Here is a 16,686-nt window from a genome sequence, read left to right on the forward strand (position 1 = left end):
CCCTTTTCTATCAATAGACTTGTAGAAATGGTATTAGATTCCATCAATGGCTTTATGGAGTCAGCATTATACATGTCGATGTATAAAGCACTTGCGGTTTATGCTCTTTCGCAAACCATTTTTTCGTTAAATTAGGTATCTTGTAAACTAAAACGTAATCGCTTGAAATTCGTCACCGCTCTCTTACAGGGCCTTCAAACTTTACCTCTTTGCAAGCCATCTAAAAATTCAATACATATCTCCACATGAACTTAGCAGTAGCCCAATTCCAACCGAAGGACGGAGACAAAGTATATAACCTATCCGTAATTCGAAAACTTGCGGAAAAAGCAAAATCCAAGGGAGCGGATTTGATCAGTTTTCACGAAATGTCGATCACTGCTTATACGTTTACCAAAGATTTAAGTCGAGAACAGCTAAAAGATATCGCCGAGGAAGTGCCAAACGGAAAAAGCACGAAAGACTTGATTACCATTTCCAATGATTTGAATATTCCTATTTTGGCGGGACTTGTAGAAAAATCGGCCGGAAAAATTTACAATACTTATATCTGTGTTACCGGTAATGGTGTGGTTGCGAAATATCGAAAAATACATCCTTTTATAAATAAACATATGTCCGCAGGCAACGAATATTGTGTATTCGACCTACTTGGTTGGAAATGCGGAATTTTGATTTGTTATGACAACAATGTAATCGAAAACGTTCGAGCCACGAGTCTTTTAGGGGCAGAATTAATTTTTGCACCCCATGTAACAGGCTGTACACCGTCTGCAATGCCGCACCGAGGTTATGTCGCCGACAAATATTGGCAGAATCGTAAAAACGACCCAGTTTCATTACGAATGGAGTTTGACGGCCCCAAGGGTAGGCGCTGGCTAATGCGTTGGCTACCTGCAAGAGCCTATGACAATGGGGTTTACTATGCCTTTACCAACCCGATAGGGTATGACGGCGAACATCTTAAAAACGGCAATTCGATGTTAATCGACCCCTATGGAGAAGTTTTGTCAGAAATAAAATCCTTCGAAAACGACATTACGATTTCGAAAATCACAAAAGATAAAATTCAACTCTCAGGAGGTTGGAGATACAAAAATGCCCGTAGACCCGAACTATATAAAGACATCATTGGTGAGAGTCATAAATCGGATACCACGCCCGTATGGATGAAAGAGAAAACGGCAAAAGGTTGAAAACAACGGAATAAAACAAATCGGAACCGCACGGGATCAGGACTTATTTGAACAAGTTTAAACATGAAGTATCTACTCACCGACCAAGAAACAGATCGCTTGAAATTCAGGCTACTGAAACCAGAAGATTTTGATTCTTGGTTGGAATTATTTAAAGCAAAGGATATTGCAAGGTACTTAGACCTTGACCCCAAACTTTCAGAATCTGAATTGTGTAAAAAATGGTTTGACAAGGCCTTTCATAGGTACGAAAATGATTTGGGAGGAATGAATGTTCTTATTGACAAAAAAACAAACTTATTTGTTGGACAATGTGGCCTTTTAGTCCAGACTATTGAAAACGTCGAGCGATTAGAAGTCGGGTATTCCATTCTTCCGAAATTTTGGAGGCAAGGTTATGCATTTGAAGCTGCTACGAAATGTAAAAATTATGCTTTTGAAAACGATTTTGCCCCTTCGTTAATCTCAATGGTACATGTAGACAATATAGGTTCAGAAAAAGTCGCATTAAAAAATGGAATGGCCTTTGAGAAAAAATTAAAGTCTTTCAACATTTTCAGAATAGATAAGGCGAATTGGAACCTTACTAAAGGCTAACTGAACAATACGAAGCAATAAACTCTATGACAAAGATTGTTTAAGGAGGCTTCCCCCATGCGTACCCCAGTTCTGTTCGTTACGGCACGGCGGCAATATCAACGGCTACTTTGAGCTTACTTTTACCGCTACCATACACCACTCCCTTTAAGGGCGGAACATCATAATAATCCCTGCCCCAACCCACAACAATATGCTGATCCATGGGAATAAGATTATTCGTAGGATCAAAATCTACCCATCCAAAACCAGGAATAAATATGGAAAACCAAGCATGTGAGGCATCAGCTCCTACCAGTTTCTCTTTGCCTTCGGGAGGTACAGTTTCAATATATCCACTGATATACCTAGCTGGCAATCCGACCGAACGTATGCACGCAATTGCTATTTGCGCAAAGTCTTGACAAACCCCCTTCTTTTCTTTCATCACTTCTACAATGGGCGTAGAAATGCTGGTAAATCCGGAAACAAACTGAAAATCTGTGTAAATACGTTGCATCAACTCATAAGCTGCGTCAAAAACCGACCGGTTTCTTTTAAAAGAAACCTCAGCATATGCCCGTATACTGGTATCGGCCCGTTTTATAAAAATAGACTCCAAAATATACTGCTTTGCTTCCATCACCTCAGAATTGTTTCCGCTTAGCGCGTAAAGTGCTTCATTAATGGTAATCTTTTTGCAGTGATCAGAATAAAACGAGTCTTGAAACTGTGCATAATTCCGTACAATTTTACTTTGCGTAGTAACTTTTAGTTCCTTATGCTCGGTTTGTATGGAAAATCTGGTGATGAAATTTCCAAAAAAATCTACACGTTCCGATATTTCCGCAGGCTCCGGTACAATTTTTATCTTGTAATCCAACAGCTCTTGTCCTTTAGATTCCCTTGGACGCAATGTGGCAATATTATGACCATAACTCACAGGAGCACTGTATGCGTATTTGGTGGTATGTGTAACCTTAAAGACCATATTATAAAGGAAAGGATTGCGTTACCAATTGATTTTGTCTGTTCGTGTGATTAAAGTACGTGCTGCTTATCGATTGGGATGATTGATATAAAAGTTCAGATAATTTTTCCAATAACATATCAAGCTCTTCCCTAAAAAAATCAGCTTCAGATTTTGTTTTCGCCAAATTGGAAGATTCCGCCAATCGCAACTTTGAGAATGCTTCAAAAATATATTTTTGATAATTGGTTAGACTATTGTCTTTATGGGAGTGCGGTAAACGTGCGATGTCTTTTTGAAGCCTACTTAACATAAATGTCAAAGACCGTGGGTATTCTAAATCAAGTACCACCAAGTCGAGCACATGCTCCAATTGAATATAAGAGCGATAACTGTAGCGATAAATATTAAGACTTTCATGACTGGTCAGCAAATATTCCAAGAGATCATATTCTACCTGCTCATTATATTTAATGGTCAGTAGGGAACGACACTTTGTAATCGTCAGCATACTCTGCTCCAATTGCAAACCAATAAAGTAAAGAAGTAAGCCCTGTTGTACCAAAATACTCTCTTCGATAAGCCCCATAAAGGCAATGAGTCGGGTGATAAGCTGGTTGAGTACTTTTAAAATTTTATTGACAGAGCGGTCCTCCCCTTCTTCGAAAGACTGCCATAATTTTTGGATATTTTCGAACACCCTCCACATATCGGACGACCATAAGTTTCGAATGGAATAATACGAATTGCCAAACATTGAAATAGTATGGGCCAAACTCCCCGGTCGGTCTTTATCGAGTATTACCGATAGCATTTCTTGCATGGGGTTTTCCATGGCAAATTTGCCATCCTCGGTTTTTTCGGTAAAACCTGGGTATGTACCGGTTAATTGGGTTACTGCTTTGAACAAAATTTGCAGTTTAACCGAATCTGGTGTTTCATTCCTGTTTTGAACCAAAGCCATTTGCCGCATTACCATGCGAATAAATCGGGCATTAACCAACGTACGGCCCACATAACGCCCGGCCCAATACAAGTTTTCAGCGGTAAGGCTCGGTAAATCGTTCAATCCACTTATGGCTACGGAACTCCTTTTTTGCCAATGCCGATTCTTGTCTTCCATAATCGGTATGTCGTCTAACACCCATAAGTCTTTACTGGTACCTCCGCGTTGGTTCGACACTCTAATAGTTTCACGGTCTGGAGCCACTCGCACTAAACCACCGGGCATTACGCTATATTTATCATTTGATGCAATGCAAAAAGCCCGCGTCACCAAATTTCTAGATTCAATAGTTTCCTTTACCAGGTTTGGAGCTGTTGAAAAACTTATTCTTTCTTGGGCAACATAGCGATAAGGCATCGCTTCGATTTCCTTTTTGAGATTATTCAACTCTTGTTGAGCCATGAACTCGGTAAAATAAATACTTTCCCTATTGGTACGATCAATTCTTTTGATTACCAAATTTGACAAATTCTCTAGTACATATTTTCGTTCCAGTTCTTGTCCGCACCACCAAGAAGCGATTTGCGGCAAAATCAAATCTTGATTTAAAAAGTATTTGGCAACGGCCGGCATAAAAGGAATTAAGCCAGGGTTTTCAATAACCCCACTACCCACAGGGTTGATAACGGAAACATTTTTTCTCCTGACCACATCCAATAAACCTGCGACACCCAAATGTGAATCTTCCCGAAGTTCCAGGGGATCTGTAAAGGCATCGTCAACCCGACGTAAAACAACATCTATACGTTTAAGTCCTTGTAATGATTTCATCCACAGAAAACCGTCTCTAACCACTAGGTCATTGCCCTGCACCAATGGGTATCCTAAAAATGAAGATAAATAGGCATGCTCAAAATAAGTTTCGTTATGGGATCCTGGTGTTAAAATGACAATGTTGGGGTTCTCCTTTTTTACGGGAGAAGCATCGATTAACATTTGATCTAGTTCTTGAAAGAATCCTGATAGCCGCTTCACGTTCATTTTACCATACATCTCAGGTAGAATTCTACTCGTCGTCGATCTGTTTTCGAGGGCGTACCCCATTCCCGATGGAGCTTCTGCACGGTCATTTACAACCCAAAGTCTACCGTCGGTACCTCGAGAAAGATCTGCGGCATAGATAGAAAGAAATTTATCGGTAGTGTATACCGTTCCAGAACATTGACGTAAAAATCCGCGGTGCCCATAAATTATTTCATACGGAACAATCCCGTTTTTTATTAGATTACCCTCACCGTAGACGTCCTTTAAAACTAAATTAAGCAGCTCTGCCCGCTGCTCTAGGCCAGCTTCGACCGCTTCCCATTCGCTTTTTGGGAGTATAAAAGGAACTACATTTAAGTTCCAAGGGCGATGCATTCCTTGCGGGTCATTGTACACGTTGTACGTAACGCCATTTTCAAAAAGCAGCCAATCGATATCCCTTTGGCGGGCAATCAATCCATCGGGGCCTAATTTATCTAATTCGGTCAGTAGCTTATTCCAATAGGGTTTAATACCATTTTTCGGAGTAAACATTTCATCATTCCCGTATTCGGTATTATAATTACTTAACCAGCGGGTACTTGTTATTGGCATAAAATTTATGAATTACTTCTTTCGCAAATCCAACACATGGGGGTATTCACGATTTAGGGGAACCTCTTTGTATACAAATGTATTGGATGCAGCCTTACGTTCTACCATTCTTCCTGTAAAATTTGATGTAGTGCCCATTTCCATCGGTACAACTTCACCTTGCGTATGTCCAAAATCCCAAAATCTATTGATTCTCCTAGATTCTGCCTCATAACTATTCACGGGATAGGTGTCGTAAGATCGGCCTCCCGGATGAGCAACAAAGTAAGTACACCCTCCAATGGATTTTTTATTCCATTTATCGACAATGTCAAAAACCAAGGGCACATCTACCGCTATCGTAGGATGTAAGGCAGACCAAGGGTCCCATGCTTTATAACGCACCCCGGCCACATATTCACCTTTAGTGCCTGTAGAATTCAGCGCAATCTTTACGCCGTTACAGGTTAGACTGTAGCGTTCTTCCGTGAAGTTTTTTATTTTTATCTGTACCCGCTCCAAAGAAGAATCTACATAACGTGCCGTTCCCCTGCCTGACATTTCTTCACCTAATACGTTCCACGGTTCGATGGCCATACGCAGTTCAATCTCCATCGAATTTATCTCTACCATTCCATAAAGCGGAAAACGAAATTCAAAAAAGGGATCGAACCAATCGAGTTTGAAAGGATATCCCGCTTCGTTCAATTGTGAAACAATATCCCTTAAGTCTTCCTTTACATAATGCTCTAATAAAAACTTGTCATGAAGCTCGGTACCCCAACGTACCAAATCATGCTTATACGGTTTTTTCCAAAACCAAGAAACCAAAGTACGCACCAGCAACATTTGCATCAAACTCATTTGTGCATGGGGCGGCATATCGAAAGCGCGCAATTCTAAAATACCCAATCTACCCGAGGACGAATCTGGTGAATATAATTTATCAATACAAAACTCGGCCCGGTGTGTATTTCCGGTAATATCGGTCAACAAATGGCGAAATAAACGGTCGGTCAACCAAAATGGCACCTCTTTGTCTTCCGGAATCTGGGAAAAAGCGATCTCCAATTCATATAGGTTTTCCAGGCGTGCCTCATCTACACGCGGTGCCTGACTTGTCGGCCCAATAAACGCACCTGAAAATAAATAGGAAAGTCCAGGATGGTGCTGCCAAAAAGTTAAGAGGCTACGAAGAAGTTGCGGGTTTCGAAGCAACGGACTATCGGCAGGTGTGACCCCGCCCAAAGTAACATGGTTGCCTCCACCTGTACCGGTATGCTTACCGTCTAACATAAACTTCTCGGTTCCCAAACGTGACTTTTTTGCTTCGGCATAGAGCTTAAGCGTATTGTCGGTGAGCTCTTGCCAATTCTTTGCAGGGTGCACATTGACCTCTATAACCCCTGGGTCAGGTGTAATCTTCAACACTTCTAGCCTATTATCCCTAGGTGGCTCATATCCTTCCATGATTATAGGAACTTCCAATTCCTTTGCCGTTGCCTCTATGCTTGCTACCAGATCTAAAAAATCTTCTGCACTGTCTAAAGGTGGTAAGAAAAGAAAAAGTTTACCATCACGTACTTCAGCACATATCGCCGTACGTACGAAGGGTTGTTTTCTGCTCGCTGATTTAGATGTTTTGGCATCCATTCTTTTTTGCAAATCGGTCGCATAGGCTTCCAAAGGTGGCTTTGGCTCAAACAATTCGGGCTCAGCAGTTGGTTCTGAAGGTATTTCAGGTTCTTTTGGTAGCGATTCCAAAGGCAACCGTAAACCTATTGGTGAATTTCCTGGAGTTAAAAACAAATGTTTACCCCTAAATTCCCACGTATTGGTAATCCAATTTTTATCTTTTTTGGCCAATGGAAAAACATGACCCACGGTTTTACCGACGCCCTGCTCCAACACCTCGCCCAATTTTCGGCGTAAAGCCGTATCTTTTTCTTTGTAATCCTTTGGTGCTACATCTATCGGTAGTTTCCCTTCTTCCCATAAAAAATAAAAAGCATCTTCATAGGCAGGAACTATACTGGCATCGGAACAAACCAAATATTTGGTCAAAGTCTTTAAAAAAGTATGTGTAATATCTTCAGGGTAGGTATAATTTTCAGCGAAAGAAGCCAATAATTTGGGTTCTTTCCATATAGATGCCCCATCTTTTCGCCAATGAATGCCGATAAGCCAACGTGGCAAGGGTTCTCCAGGATACCATTTTCCCTGTGCGTGGTGCAACATTCCTCCTTTTCCAAAAGCATCTAGTAACCGTAACGAAAGTGAACTTGCCAATTTGCGTTTGTGTGCGCCATCTGCCGCGGTGTTCCATTCTTCCCCTTCCATGTCATCAATGGAAACAAAAGTAGGCTCCCCGCCCATGGTCAGACGAACATCATTCTGTTGCAACTCTTCTTCAACAACAAAACCCAAATCATAAATGGCTTTCCACTGATCCTCGGTATAAGGCTTGGTTACCCGTGGCGATTCAAAAATGCGCGTCACCGAGTTATCAAATTCAAACTCTGTTTCACAGGGGTCTGTCATGCCATACACCGGAGCTGCACTTTCAAAGGAAGGTGTACACGCCAAAGGAATATGCCCCTCCCCTGCCAAAAGACCAGAAGTTGCGTCTAAACCGATCCAACCAGCTCCGGGCAAATATACTTCAGCCCAGGCATGTAAATCGGTAAAATCTTCCTCAGGGCCAGAAGGTCCATCCAAAGATTTCTCATCTTGCTTTAATTGCACAAGGTACCCCGACACAAATCGAGCAGCCAATCCTAAATGCCGAAGTGTCTGTACCAATAACCAAGCAAAATCTCTACAAGAGCCCAATTTATTCCCTAAAGTCTGCTCACAGCTTTGTACCCCAGGTTCCATACGGATAGTGTAATTGAGGTACGCGTATAAATCTTGGTTAAGGCCTATTAGAAAATCAATACTACGCTTAGGTGTCAGGTCTATTTGTTCTATCCAGTCCTTAAGCAATGGTCCTTTTTCTGTTATTTCCAGATAGGGTTGTAATTCCTTTTTTAAGTCCTCTGAATACGTAAACGGAAAATTTTCCACGGCTTCCTCCACAAAGAAATCAAAAGGATTGATGGTTTTTAAGTCTGCTATAATTTCTACTTCAACAGAGAGTTCTTCCGTCTTTTCAGGAAAAACGATACGGGCCAAGTAATTGCCAAAGGGATCCTGTTGCCAATTAAAGAAATGATTTTCTGGTTGTATTTTTATAGAATATGTTTCAATGGGCGTTCTGCTATGTGGCGCAGGGCGTAATCTAAAAATATGTGGGGAAAGATTTACCCGACGATCATATTTATAAACGGTTTTATGTGCAATCGCTACTTTTAATGCCATGTGGAGATCAAATTTTCAATGTATCCTAAGATAAGTACTTATAACAGTAATTCTCTCAATTTCATAGAGATAATTCAAACTTTTATCCATTAAAAATTAATAGTCATTTCTTTTTGCCAGATTAATGATCTTTGCCCCCTTTTTAACTGTTTTATAGAAAAATAGTCTGATTCACCATTATTAATTAACTCTATCGGCCCCAGCCAGAATCTTTAGAACGTTTTCCCAACATGGCATTTTTGATGCTTAAATAGCATTTAAGAACTGTACCCTACAACTTATCCACTGGTTGGAAAAACCCTGTAAATTGGACACGATGGTGTCCAATTTTTTATATTTATTTGTATGTTTAGCCCAGTGTCGACCATTATAAATAATTATAACAATCTAAAAACCAACCTTCAAATGCGGATAAGACTTTCTTTAATAAAATTTTTGGGCGTATGTGTTGTATTTGCAATTTCATCTTCTTTTATCAGCAGCCCTTTTGACATTTCTAAAAACCGGGATGACCATCCACAAGCAATGGAATTCAATACAGACGGTCTCTACTATGCTGAATTGTACGACTACATCTACCGAGGTCATTTTGAAAATATTGAGCTCAAACGAGAAGACATGCAATTTCTTATGATTTTCGGACAGTACCTCAGAGCTTTTGGCAAACAGTGTCCTGCTGCCTTACCTGCGGATAAAGTAGAAATAATGGAAGAGGTCTGTGCAACGGAAGAAGTAACGCGCAACGGGTATGGTGATGTTCTAAGTAGAGTATGCGTTAGATGGAAGTGGGTAGGAACGGGGTTGTATGCGCGCCCAGACCTATACGACGCTAAAATGGAAGTCGAGGGTATGCAACGCTCCGATGCACTTCGCACCATGATGGAAATGGTAACCGACCCTAATTCCATGGGTAATTCGGTAGATTTGATGCACAAAGCCAAGGGACTGCAAAATGATATGATTCAAATTTTTAAGATAAATTCCTGTAATAGCCCCGGCATTCGGCGTTTTGAGGAAAACCTTAAGCTATTTGCCCTTAACAAACCTTCACTTCGTATGCAAGGAACCAGTAAATATGCTAGTATGAAAAAATCCGGAGGGCCTTCAGGGTCACAAGATTTTAATGCATTGATCGATGATTTGGTCGCCAACCAATCAAAGACTTGGTCGTTCAATCGCTATACCCCGGGTAGCATTTCTGGCGTCACCATAGTATCTAAAGACCCCGAAGGAAGACCTATGTCGTTAAAAGCAAACTATAGCTATAAAGGATTTGGAAGTAGCGCTAACGGGTGGGTAAAAATAGATTTCACCAATGGTCTGCCCAATTGCATTTATTTCTTTGATTTCCCCAATAATTGCAAAACTCCGAACAGTAGTATTGTGGCTGCATATGCACAAGGTAACTATGGAAAATAATTCTGATTAAAAGCACCCATTTGACAATCAATTTACAACAAAACATGGTAGTATGTTATAAACTATGTAACTTAACAACTAAGAGTAGTTAAGGAACGGCAATCAACAAAAAGTGACAAAAACCTATTTTCAACATATGAGCAACTTATGAACACCGCCAAAGATTTTAAACAATTTGAGAGCCTCGATGAAGAGCAACTGCCAGTTGCAAAGCATAAATTACATGATTGGACCCATTTTGCCGGACTATATGCCGCAGAACATGTAGCTGCGACCGAGTTTGTTATCGGTGCCACCTTTGTCGCATTGGGAGCAAAAACAATGGATATTCTAGTGGGACTATTGATCGGTAATATTTTGGCGGTTCTTAGTTGGACGTTCATTACCTCACCCATAGCGGTCGATACACGATTGAGTTTATACACCTATCTCAACAAAATAGCGGGCGATTCAATGACCAAGCTTTACAATTGGGCGAATGTCATCATCTTCACGGTGATATCGGCAGCCATGGTTACGGTATCGGCCACTGCCGTACGATTTGCCTTTGACATCCCAGCCCAACTGAACTGGTACCCTACCAACTTATGGTTTGTTCTTATTGTTTTCGCTGTTGGTATTGTTGTCGTTTCCATTGCTATATATGGTTTTAATGCGGTTTCTGAATTTTCCGGTATTTGTGCTCCTTGGTTGTTTGTTATGTTTACTAGTGGCGCCCTCGTTCTTTTACCCGCACTGTCATTAGATGTTCTAGGCAAAACCCTGCCTGCAGGATGGGACGATTTTATAGCCCTGGGCAATCAGTCGATATGGACGGGCGTAGACAGCAACGGCGAACCAGGGATAGGATTGATCGAAGTAATCGGTTTTGCTTGGGCCGCCAATACCATTACCCATTTCGGATTAATCGATATGGCGCTATTACGATTTGCAAAAAAGAAATCGTACGGGCTGGCTACCAGTACTGGAATGATGTTCGGTCATTATGTCGCATGGATCGCGGCCGGTATTATGGGAGCTGGTGCAGCCGTGATATTAGGAAAATCTATCATTGAGCTAGACCCTGGTGATGTGGCCTACTATGCCTTGGGCTGGTCGGGCTTCGTAATCGTAATCGTCGCCGGCTGGACTACTGCTGTTGCCAACCTTTACCGTGCGGGCTTAGCAGCACAGGCCATCTTTTTTAACCACTCCCGCAAGAAAACCACCTTAACGGTGGGACTTATAACCATAGTGGTAGCCTGTTTTCCATTTGTTTTTACGCAAATGCTGCCTTTACTTACCTATGCCGGTCTATTGGTGGTGCCCGTGGGTGCAATCGTGTTCTCTGAACATCAAATATTTCCCCGGATAGGATATACCCGTTACTGGTCGTCGTACCGTAAATTGACCTTCAGCACTCCCGCAATAGCCTCATGGGCACTAGGGTTGTTATTCGGTTTTGGACTGAACGCTCTTAATGTGATGTCTTTCTTTTACCTATTTATTCCCACATGGATATTCACCATACTTGTCTATACCTTTTTAGCAGCCCGTTACGGGGCGAAAAAAGCATACCCAGAAGCTGAAAAACAAGAAAAAATACGCCATGAAAACCTGGCCAGGTTTCAAGAACAAAAGGCTCAGATGGAGTCTAAAACTATGGCCAACAACTCCATATTTGCCAAAATACTAAAAAGCATAGCGATTATTGTTCTTATTATTACTTTGGTACTCGCATGCATAGTACTGTTCGGTAGTTCAACTGAGGCATTATACATTGAGAATCGGGAAGTATTTTACAAATACGCTTTCATATGTACCCTGATTTATTTTATATCGGCCTATCTGGCATCGAAACGTAAAAAATTATAATTGCAAAAGAAATAATTATGCAGCTCAATCAAAAGAATTTAGGTCTAATCACAAACGTACTATCAGGCCCTAAATATGACCGAAAAAGATTAAAAATAGGAATGGTGCATATTGGTGTCGGTGGTTTCCATCGCGCGCACCAGGCTTTATATACACACCAGCTTCAAGATAAAATGGATGCATCGGAATGGGGAATCTGTGGTATTGGTTTGCGTTCGGGCGATCAAAAAATACACGATGTACTAAAAAACCAAGATGGTCTTTATACACTCATAATCAAGCATCCCGATGGAACGATAGAAAGCCAAATAATCGGTTCTATTCTTGATTTCTTGCTTGGGCATGACACCCCGGGACCTGTTATAGAACGTATGGCAGACCCCGCTACTAAAATTGTTTCCCTCACGATTACCGAGGGCGGTTATAATTTCAACCCCTCAACAGGGGAATTCGATTTTGAAAACCCAGATATACGCCATGAACTAAGTAACCCCAATAGTCCAAAAACCGTGTATGGATTTCTGACGGCGGCATTAAAAAAACGTCGAGACGAGGGACTTCCCGCATTCACGGTTATGTCTTGCGACAACATTCAACATAATGGTGATATGACACGAGAAATGTTGTTGTCTTTTACCAGAAAGCTAGATCCAGAACTGGCTAAATGGATCGAAAACGAAGTACAATTCCCGAATACCATGGTAGACCGTATAACTCCCGTTACCACACAGGCTGATATAACATACCTCCAAGATACTTACGGAATTGAAGACGCATGGCCCGTAACTTGCGAACCCTTTATACAATGGGTGGTAGAAGACAGATTTTCCAATGGTCGTCCTGAATTCGAAAAAGTGGGCGTTCAGTTCGTAACCGACGTGAAGCCTTATGAAAAAATGAAACTTCGCCTCCTAAATGCCGGGCATTCGGTATTGGGCATCTTAGGTGCCATTCATGGACATAAAACCATCAATGCCTGTATGGAAGATAAAATATTCGTCGCCTATTTAAGAGCCTTTATGGATAAAGAAGCGAGCCCAATATTGGACGAAGTCAAAGGAATTGATTTAGAAAGCTACAAAGACAGTTTAGAAACACGTTTTGCCAATCCGAATATAAAAGACAGTGTAAGCCGAATTTGTTCAGAAAGTTCGGCCAAATTACCGAAATTTCTAATTGCCACCCTTCAAGAAAACTTAATCGAAGGAGGTAGTATTCAATTTGCAACCTTGGTAATTGCGGCTTGGTGCTACTATAGCGACAAAGGCATAAATCACCAGGGAGAGCCTATCGAAATTATCGATGTTATGCATGCCGAACTTCAACAAGCCGCCAAACGAACCAAAACGGAGCCCTTGGCCTTTATAAAACAAGAATCGCTTTTTGGAGACCTTGCCAAAAATGAGCGCTTTGCACAATTATATGTAGCTACTGTTCAGCAAATTTATAAAGACAGGGATAGTAGAAAACAAATGCAATCAATGTTATAGCATAACCACTGTAGGATTTGACAAAAACTTGATGAAACTTATATTTTTGACAAACCACCTAAAATATAGCGGCTCGAACGTGTGTATAAACCTAGTAAGTCTATTTGAGGACGGGGTATTCAGAACACTTTTTATTATTTTACATCAATAAAAATTCCGTAAATGTCGAAAAATAAAATTGCCTTGGTAACAGGAGGAAGTCGGGGCCTAGGTCGAAATATAGCGATAAGTCTTGCTAAAAAGAATATCGATACCATCATCACCTATCATTCAAATACATCGGCGGCAAATGATGTAATTGCCGAGATAAAAAAAATAGGCGGAGCTGCTCATGCCCTACAACTTGACACCCAAAAGATTAGTTCTTTCGATCAATTTTTCAAGCAACTCTCCTCCTATTTAAAATCGAAAACAAAACATGAAAAGCTTGATTTTTTAATAAATAATGCAGGAACGGGAATCTACCAACCCTTTGAAGAAACTACAGAAACACAATTTGATGAAATGGTCAATGTTCACTTTAAAGGCGTTTATTTCTTGACGCAAAAAGCATTAAATTATTTAAACGATGGAAGCAGAATAATTAACATCTCTTCCGGTTTGACCAGGTTTACTTTTCCAAACTCATCTGCCTATGCCCCAATTAAAGGGGCCGTAGAGGTTTTTACAAAATATTTGGCCAAAGAACTGGCATATCGAAAAATTACCGCCAATGTAGTCGCCCCAGGAGCAGTTGCAACCGATTTTGGGGGTGGTGAAAACAAAACAAATGAGCAGAAAAGAAAGGTGGTAACCAATGTCACGGCGTTGGGCCGTGTAGGCGAGCCGGAAGATATTGGAGGGGTCGTTGCATTTTTATGTACCGATGATGCCCGATGGATCAACGGACAACGTATAGAGGCTTCTGGTGGAATTCTATTATAAAACCATCAATGATTAAAAAACTTCAAAACAACGATTTAACACTAGCTCGAAATATACGTTCTGTTTTTCAAGAATCTTATAAGGTCGAAGCAGAGTTATTAAACGTTAAAGATTTTCCTCCCTTAAAAAGAAACCTTGAGAGTTATGTCAATAGTGAAAATGATTTCTACGGGTTTCTAAAAAACAAAGAGCTAGCTGGGGTCATAGAAATTAGTCATGAAGACGATTTTACACATATTCACAGCTTGGTTGTTTCCCCAAATTTCTTCAGGCAGGGAATAGCAGCTCAATTAATGGAATTTGTTTTACACACTTTTTTTGAGTCCAAACTATTTACAGTCGAAACTGGCGCTGCCAATAAGCCAGCTATAGCCTTATACCTCAAGTTTGATTTCAAAGAAGTCAAAAAGTGGAAAACGGACCATGGCATTAGAAAGGTAAGGTTCCATAAACCGATTTCATCAATTCCCCCGGCAAAAAATCTATAAAACCAGCAGTCATTTCATGGGGTTTGTCATACAATCATCCATATTCTAGCCGTTTGACGAAAATTCATTCCTTAGTGTTTTTAGCATTCAAATCCTTTGAAAAGATGCAATTCAGAGTTTCCGTTGTATCACGCATGGGTTCCCGAATGCTAAAACATTATCAGGTACATCTTTTGTCACAACGCTCCCTGCTCCAATAGTCACATTATTTCCAATTTTCACGCCCGGAAAAATCACCGAATTGCCTCCGACCCAAACATTATCGCCTATACTAACAGGTTTTGTTGATGTTAGGTAACGAGACTCCTTTTTGATACGAACAATTCTTTCCGATGCCGATAAAGGGTGACTTGCGGTATATATCTGTACATAAGGTGCAATCAATCCATTTTTCCCTATGGTTATCTTATTGTTATCCAAGAACATACAATTAGTATTGATAAAGGTATTTTCTCCAATTGAGATATTTTCACCATAATCGCAATAAAATGGGGCTTCAATCCAAACACCTTTGGCTTTAAACTCCAACAATTCAGTTAAAATACGTTCACGCTCTTGAGTTAATTCCGAATCAAGATTGTTGTAAATTTTTAGTAATTTTCGGGCTTTGTGGTAGATGTCTATCAGCTCTGAATCTCTTGAATCATAAAATTCACCCCGTAGCATTTTCTCTTTTTCACTCATTTTTTAAAATTATAGTTTGATCATTGATTAAGTTGTCGGATTTTCTTTTTAAAGACTACCGTGCAAAGTATTAATTGCAAAACAAAGGCAATCGCGATGGTAAACCATAGGGCAATTGTTTCAAACCGCATCCCGTACAATCCCCAAAATGCATAAATAAATAACCACCCCATTAGAAAAGCTGTCGTCAAACTACTAGGATTATTTGATTTGGATTCCTTAATAAGTTGAATTAATAGTATCAAACATCCTGTTAAACCAGCGATTATGCCTATTAACTCAAATAAGGAAGCGGGAATTGACCTCAGGAAGTCTGCCATATCAAAACAAAATTTACTTTGCCAAGTACGTCAAATAAATGAAGGCACTTTTTTACCTATGTTAAAAAATATGCTTGGCCCGCAGCCTACTCAGGGACACTTGTGACATACCGAGAAATGAAGCGATATACCCAAGATTCACGCGGCGCATTATAGCTGGTTTTTCTTTTATGAAATTTTCATATCGTTCTTTTGCCGATTGAGAAACCATGGCTATATGTCTGATCTCCAACTCTAAAAATGCATTTTGGTGCACCAAACGAGACCAATTGGCAATTTCAAGGTTGGTCTCATACAATAAATTCAGCACATCCACGGGTAGGGCATATATTATTGAATCTTCCAGTAAATCAACATTCTCAAACCCTGGTTTCTTATGATAACTACCCAGCATTGAGAAAGTGATCTCCCCTTCTTGACTGAACCAAGAGGTTACCTCATTTCCATCGAACAGGCAGTACGAACGGGTCAAACCTTTCTCAATAAAAAAATAATTTCTTTCGACTACACCGCTCCTGATCAAGGTATGTTTTTTTGGCAACTCCAATCGGGTCATTTTATCGGTTAGTTCATCAATCGACGCATCACTCACAGGGTATAATTTTCTGATGGAAGAAACTATTTGGTTCATGGAAACATTACGCTTTACCGGTTATCAATTTCAATCACGCTACATAAAAAAACTTAAATTTAATACGCTTTCGAAGCGTTTTACAATATTCGACAAAAATGACCTAACATACAGCTTATAGCCTCTTAAACCATACTGTACACTTTCAATACCCACAAAAGGAGCTTATCGCAATCGCAGGGAAAAAGTCAGCTGGTTAAAAGAGAAGGGG

Annotated in this window: 12 protein-coding genes; 7 read left to right on the forward strand and 5 right to left on the reverse strand. The window is 40.4% G+C overall.

The window, feature by feature from the left end; genetic code table 11:
* The first annotated feature begins 245 nt into the window (after window positions 1-245).
* A complete protein-coding gene (locus tag AACZ88_RS01985; protein ID WP_339705420.1) occupies window positions 246-1,196 on the forward strand; it encodes a nitrilase family protein in 951 nt (316 codons plus the stop codon).
* Between the two features lie 63 nt (window positions 1,197-1,259).
* Window positions 1,260-1,793 carry a GNAT family N-acetyltransferase gene (locus tag AACZ88_RS01990; RefSeq protein ID WP_339705423.1) on the forward strand — a complete coding sequence of 178 codons (534 nt, stop codon included), beginning with the start codon at window positions 1,260-1,262 and terminating at the stop codon, window positions 1,791-1,793.
* 79 nt (window positions 1,794-1,872) lie between these two features.
* On the opposite strand, the gene AACZ88_RS01995 is transcribed toward AACZ88_RS01990, so the two are convergent.
* From AACZ88_RS01995 to AACZ88_RS02005, 3 genes are read right to left on the reverse strand one after another with little or no spacing between them, the layout of a single operon-like run.
* The gene (locus AACZ88_RS01995; RefSeq protein WP_339705425.1) at window positions 1,873-2,763 is read right to left on the reverse strand and encodes a transglutaminase family protein; all 891 of its coding nucleotides are present in this window, start codon (window positions 2,761-2,763) and stop codon (window positions 1,873-1,875) included.
* Between the two features lies 1 nt (window position 2,764).
* Window positions 2,765-5,326: a circularly permuted type 2 ATP-grasp protein gene (locus AACZ88_RS02000; RefSeq protein ID WP_339705427.1), complete on the reverse strand. Its 2,562-nt coding sequence runs from the start codon at window positions 5,324-5,326 to the stop codon at window positions 2,765-2,767.
* Window positions 5,327-5,338: 12 nt separating this feature from the next.
* The gene (locus tag AACZ88_RS02005; RefSeq protein ID WP_339705429.1) at window positions 5,339-8,665 is read right to left on the reverse strand and encodes a transglutaminase family protein; all 3,327 of its coding nucleotides are present in this window, start codon (window positions 8,663-8,665) and stop codon (window positions 5,339-5,341) included.
* A gap of 405 nt (window positions 8,666-9,070) precedes the next feature.
* Here AACZ88_RS02005 and AACZ88_RS02010 point away from each other — a divergent pair, with 405 nt between their 5' ends.
* From AACZ88_RS02010 to AACZ88_RS02030, 5 genes are all read left to right on the forward strand, one after another.
* Entirely contained in the window at window positions 9,071-10,084 is a 1,014-nt protein-coding gene (locus AACZ88_RS02010; protein ID WP_339705431.1) for a hypothetical protein, read from the forward strand.
* 147 nt (window positions 10,085-10,231) lie between these two features.
* Window positions 10,232-11,938 (forward strand): hypothetical protein, encoded by a 1,707-nt coding sequence (locus AACZ88_RS02015; protein WP_339705433.1) that lies wholly within the window; start codon window positions 10,232-10,234, stop codon window positions 11,936-11,938.
* 17 nt (window positions 11,939-11,955) lie between these two features.
* The gene (locus AACZ88_RS02020; RefSeq protein ID WP_339705436.1) at window positions 11,956-13,428 is read left to right on the forward strand and encodes a mannitol dehydrogenase family protein; all 1,473 of its coding nucleotides are present in this window, start codon (window positions 11,956-11,958) and stop codon (window positions 13,426-13,428) included.
* A 162-nt stretch (window positions 13,429-13,590) separates the two neighbouring features.
* Window positions 13,591-14,352, forward strand: coding sequence for an SDR family oxidoreductase (locus AACZ88_RS02025; protein ID WP_339705439.1), 762 nt, complete (start codon window positions 13,591-13,593; stop codon window positions 14,350-14,352).
* A gap of 8 nt (window positions 14,353-14,360) precedes the next feature.
* Window positions 14,361-14,840: a GNAT family N-acetyltransferase gene (locus AACZ88_RS02030; protein WP_339705441.1), complete on the forward strand. Its 480-nt coding sequence runs from the start codon at window positions 14,361-14,363 to the stop codon at window positions 14,838-14,840.
* Window positions 14,841-14,951: 111 nt separating this feature from the next.
* Here the strand turns inward: AACZ88_RS02030 and AACZ88_RS02035 are convergent, their stop codons facing one another.
* A complete protein-coding gene (locus tag AACZ88_RS02035; protein WP_339705444.1) occupies window positions 14,952-15,524 on the reverse strand; it encodes a sugar O-acetyltransferase in 573 nt (190 codons plus the stop codon).
* A gap of 381 nt (window positions 15,525-15,905) precedes the next feature.
* Entirely contained in the window at window positions 15,906-16,475 is a 570-nt protein-coding gene (locus tag AACZ88_RS02040) for a Crp/Fnr family transcriptional regulator (RefSeq protein ID WP_339705447.1), read from the reverse strand.
* Between the last annotated feature and the right edge of the window lie 211 nt (window positions 16,476-16,686).

The sequence above is a fragment of the uncultured Kriegella sp. genome (assembly GCF_963975415.1).
GTDB lineage: Bacteria > Bacteroidota > Bacteroidia > Flavobacteriales > Flavobacteriaceae > Kriegella.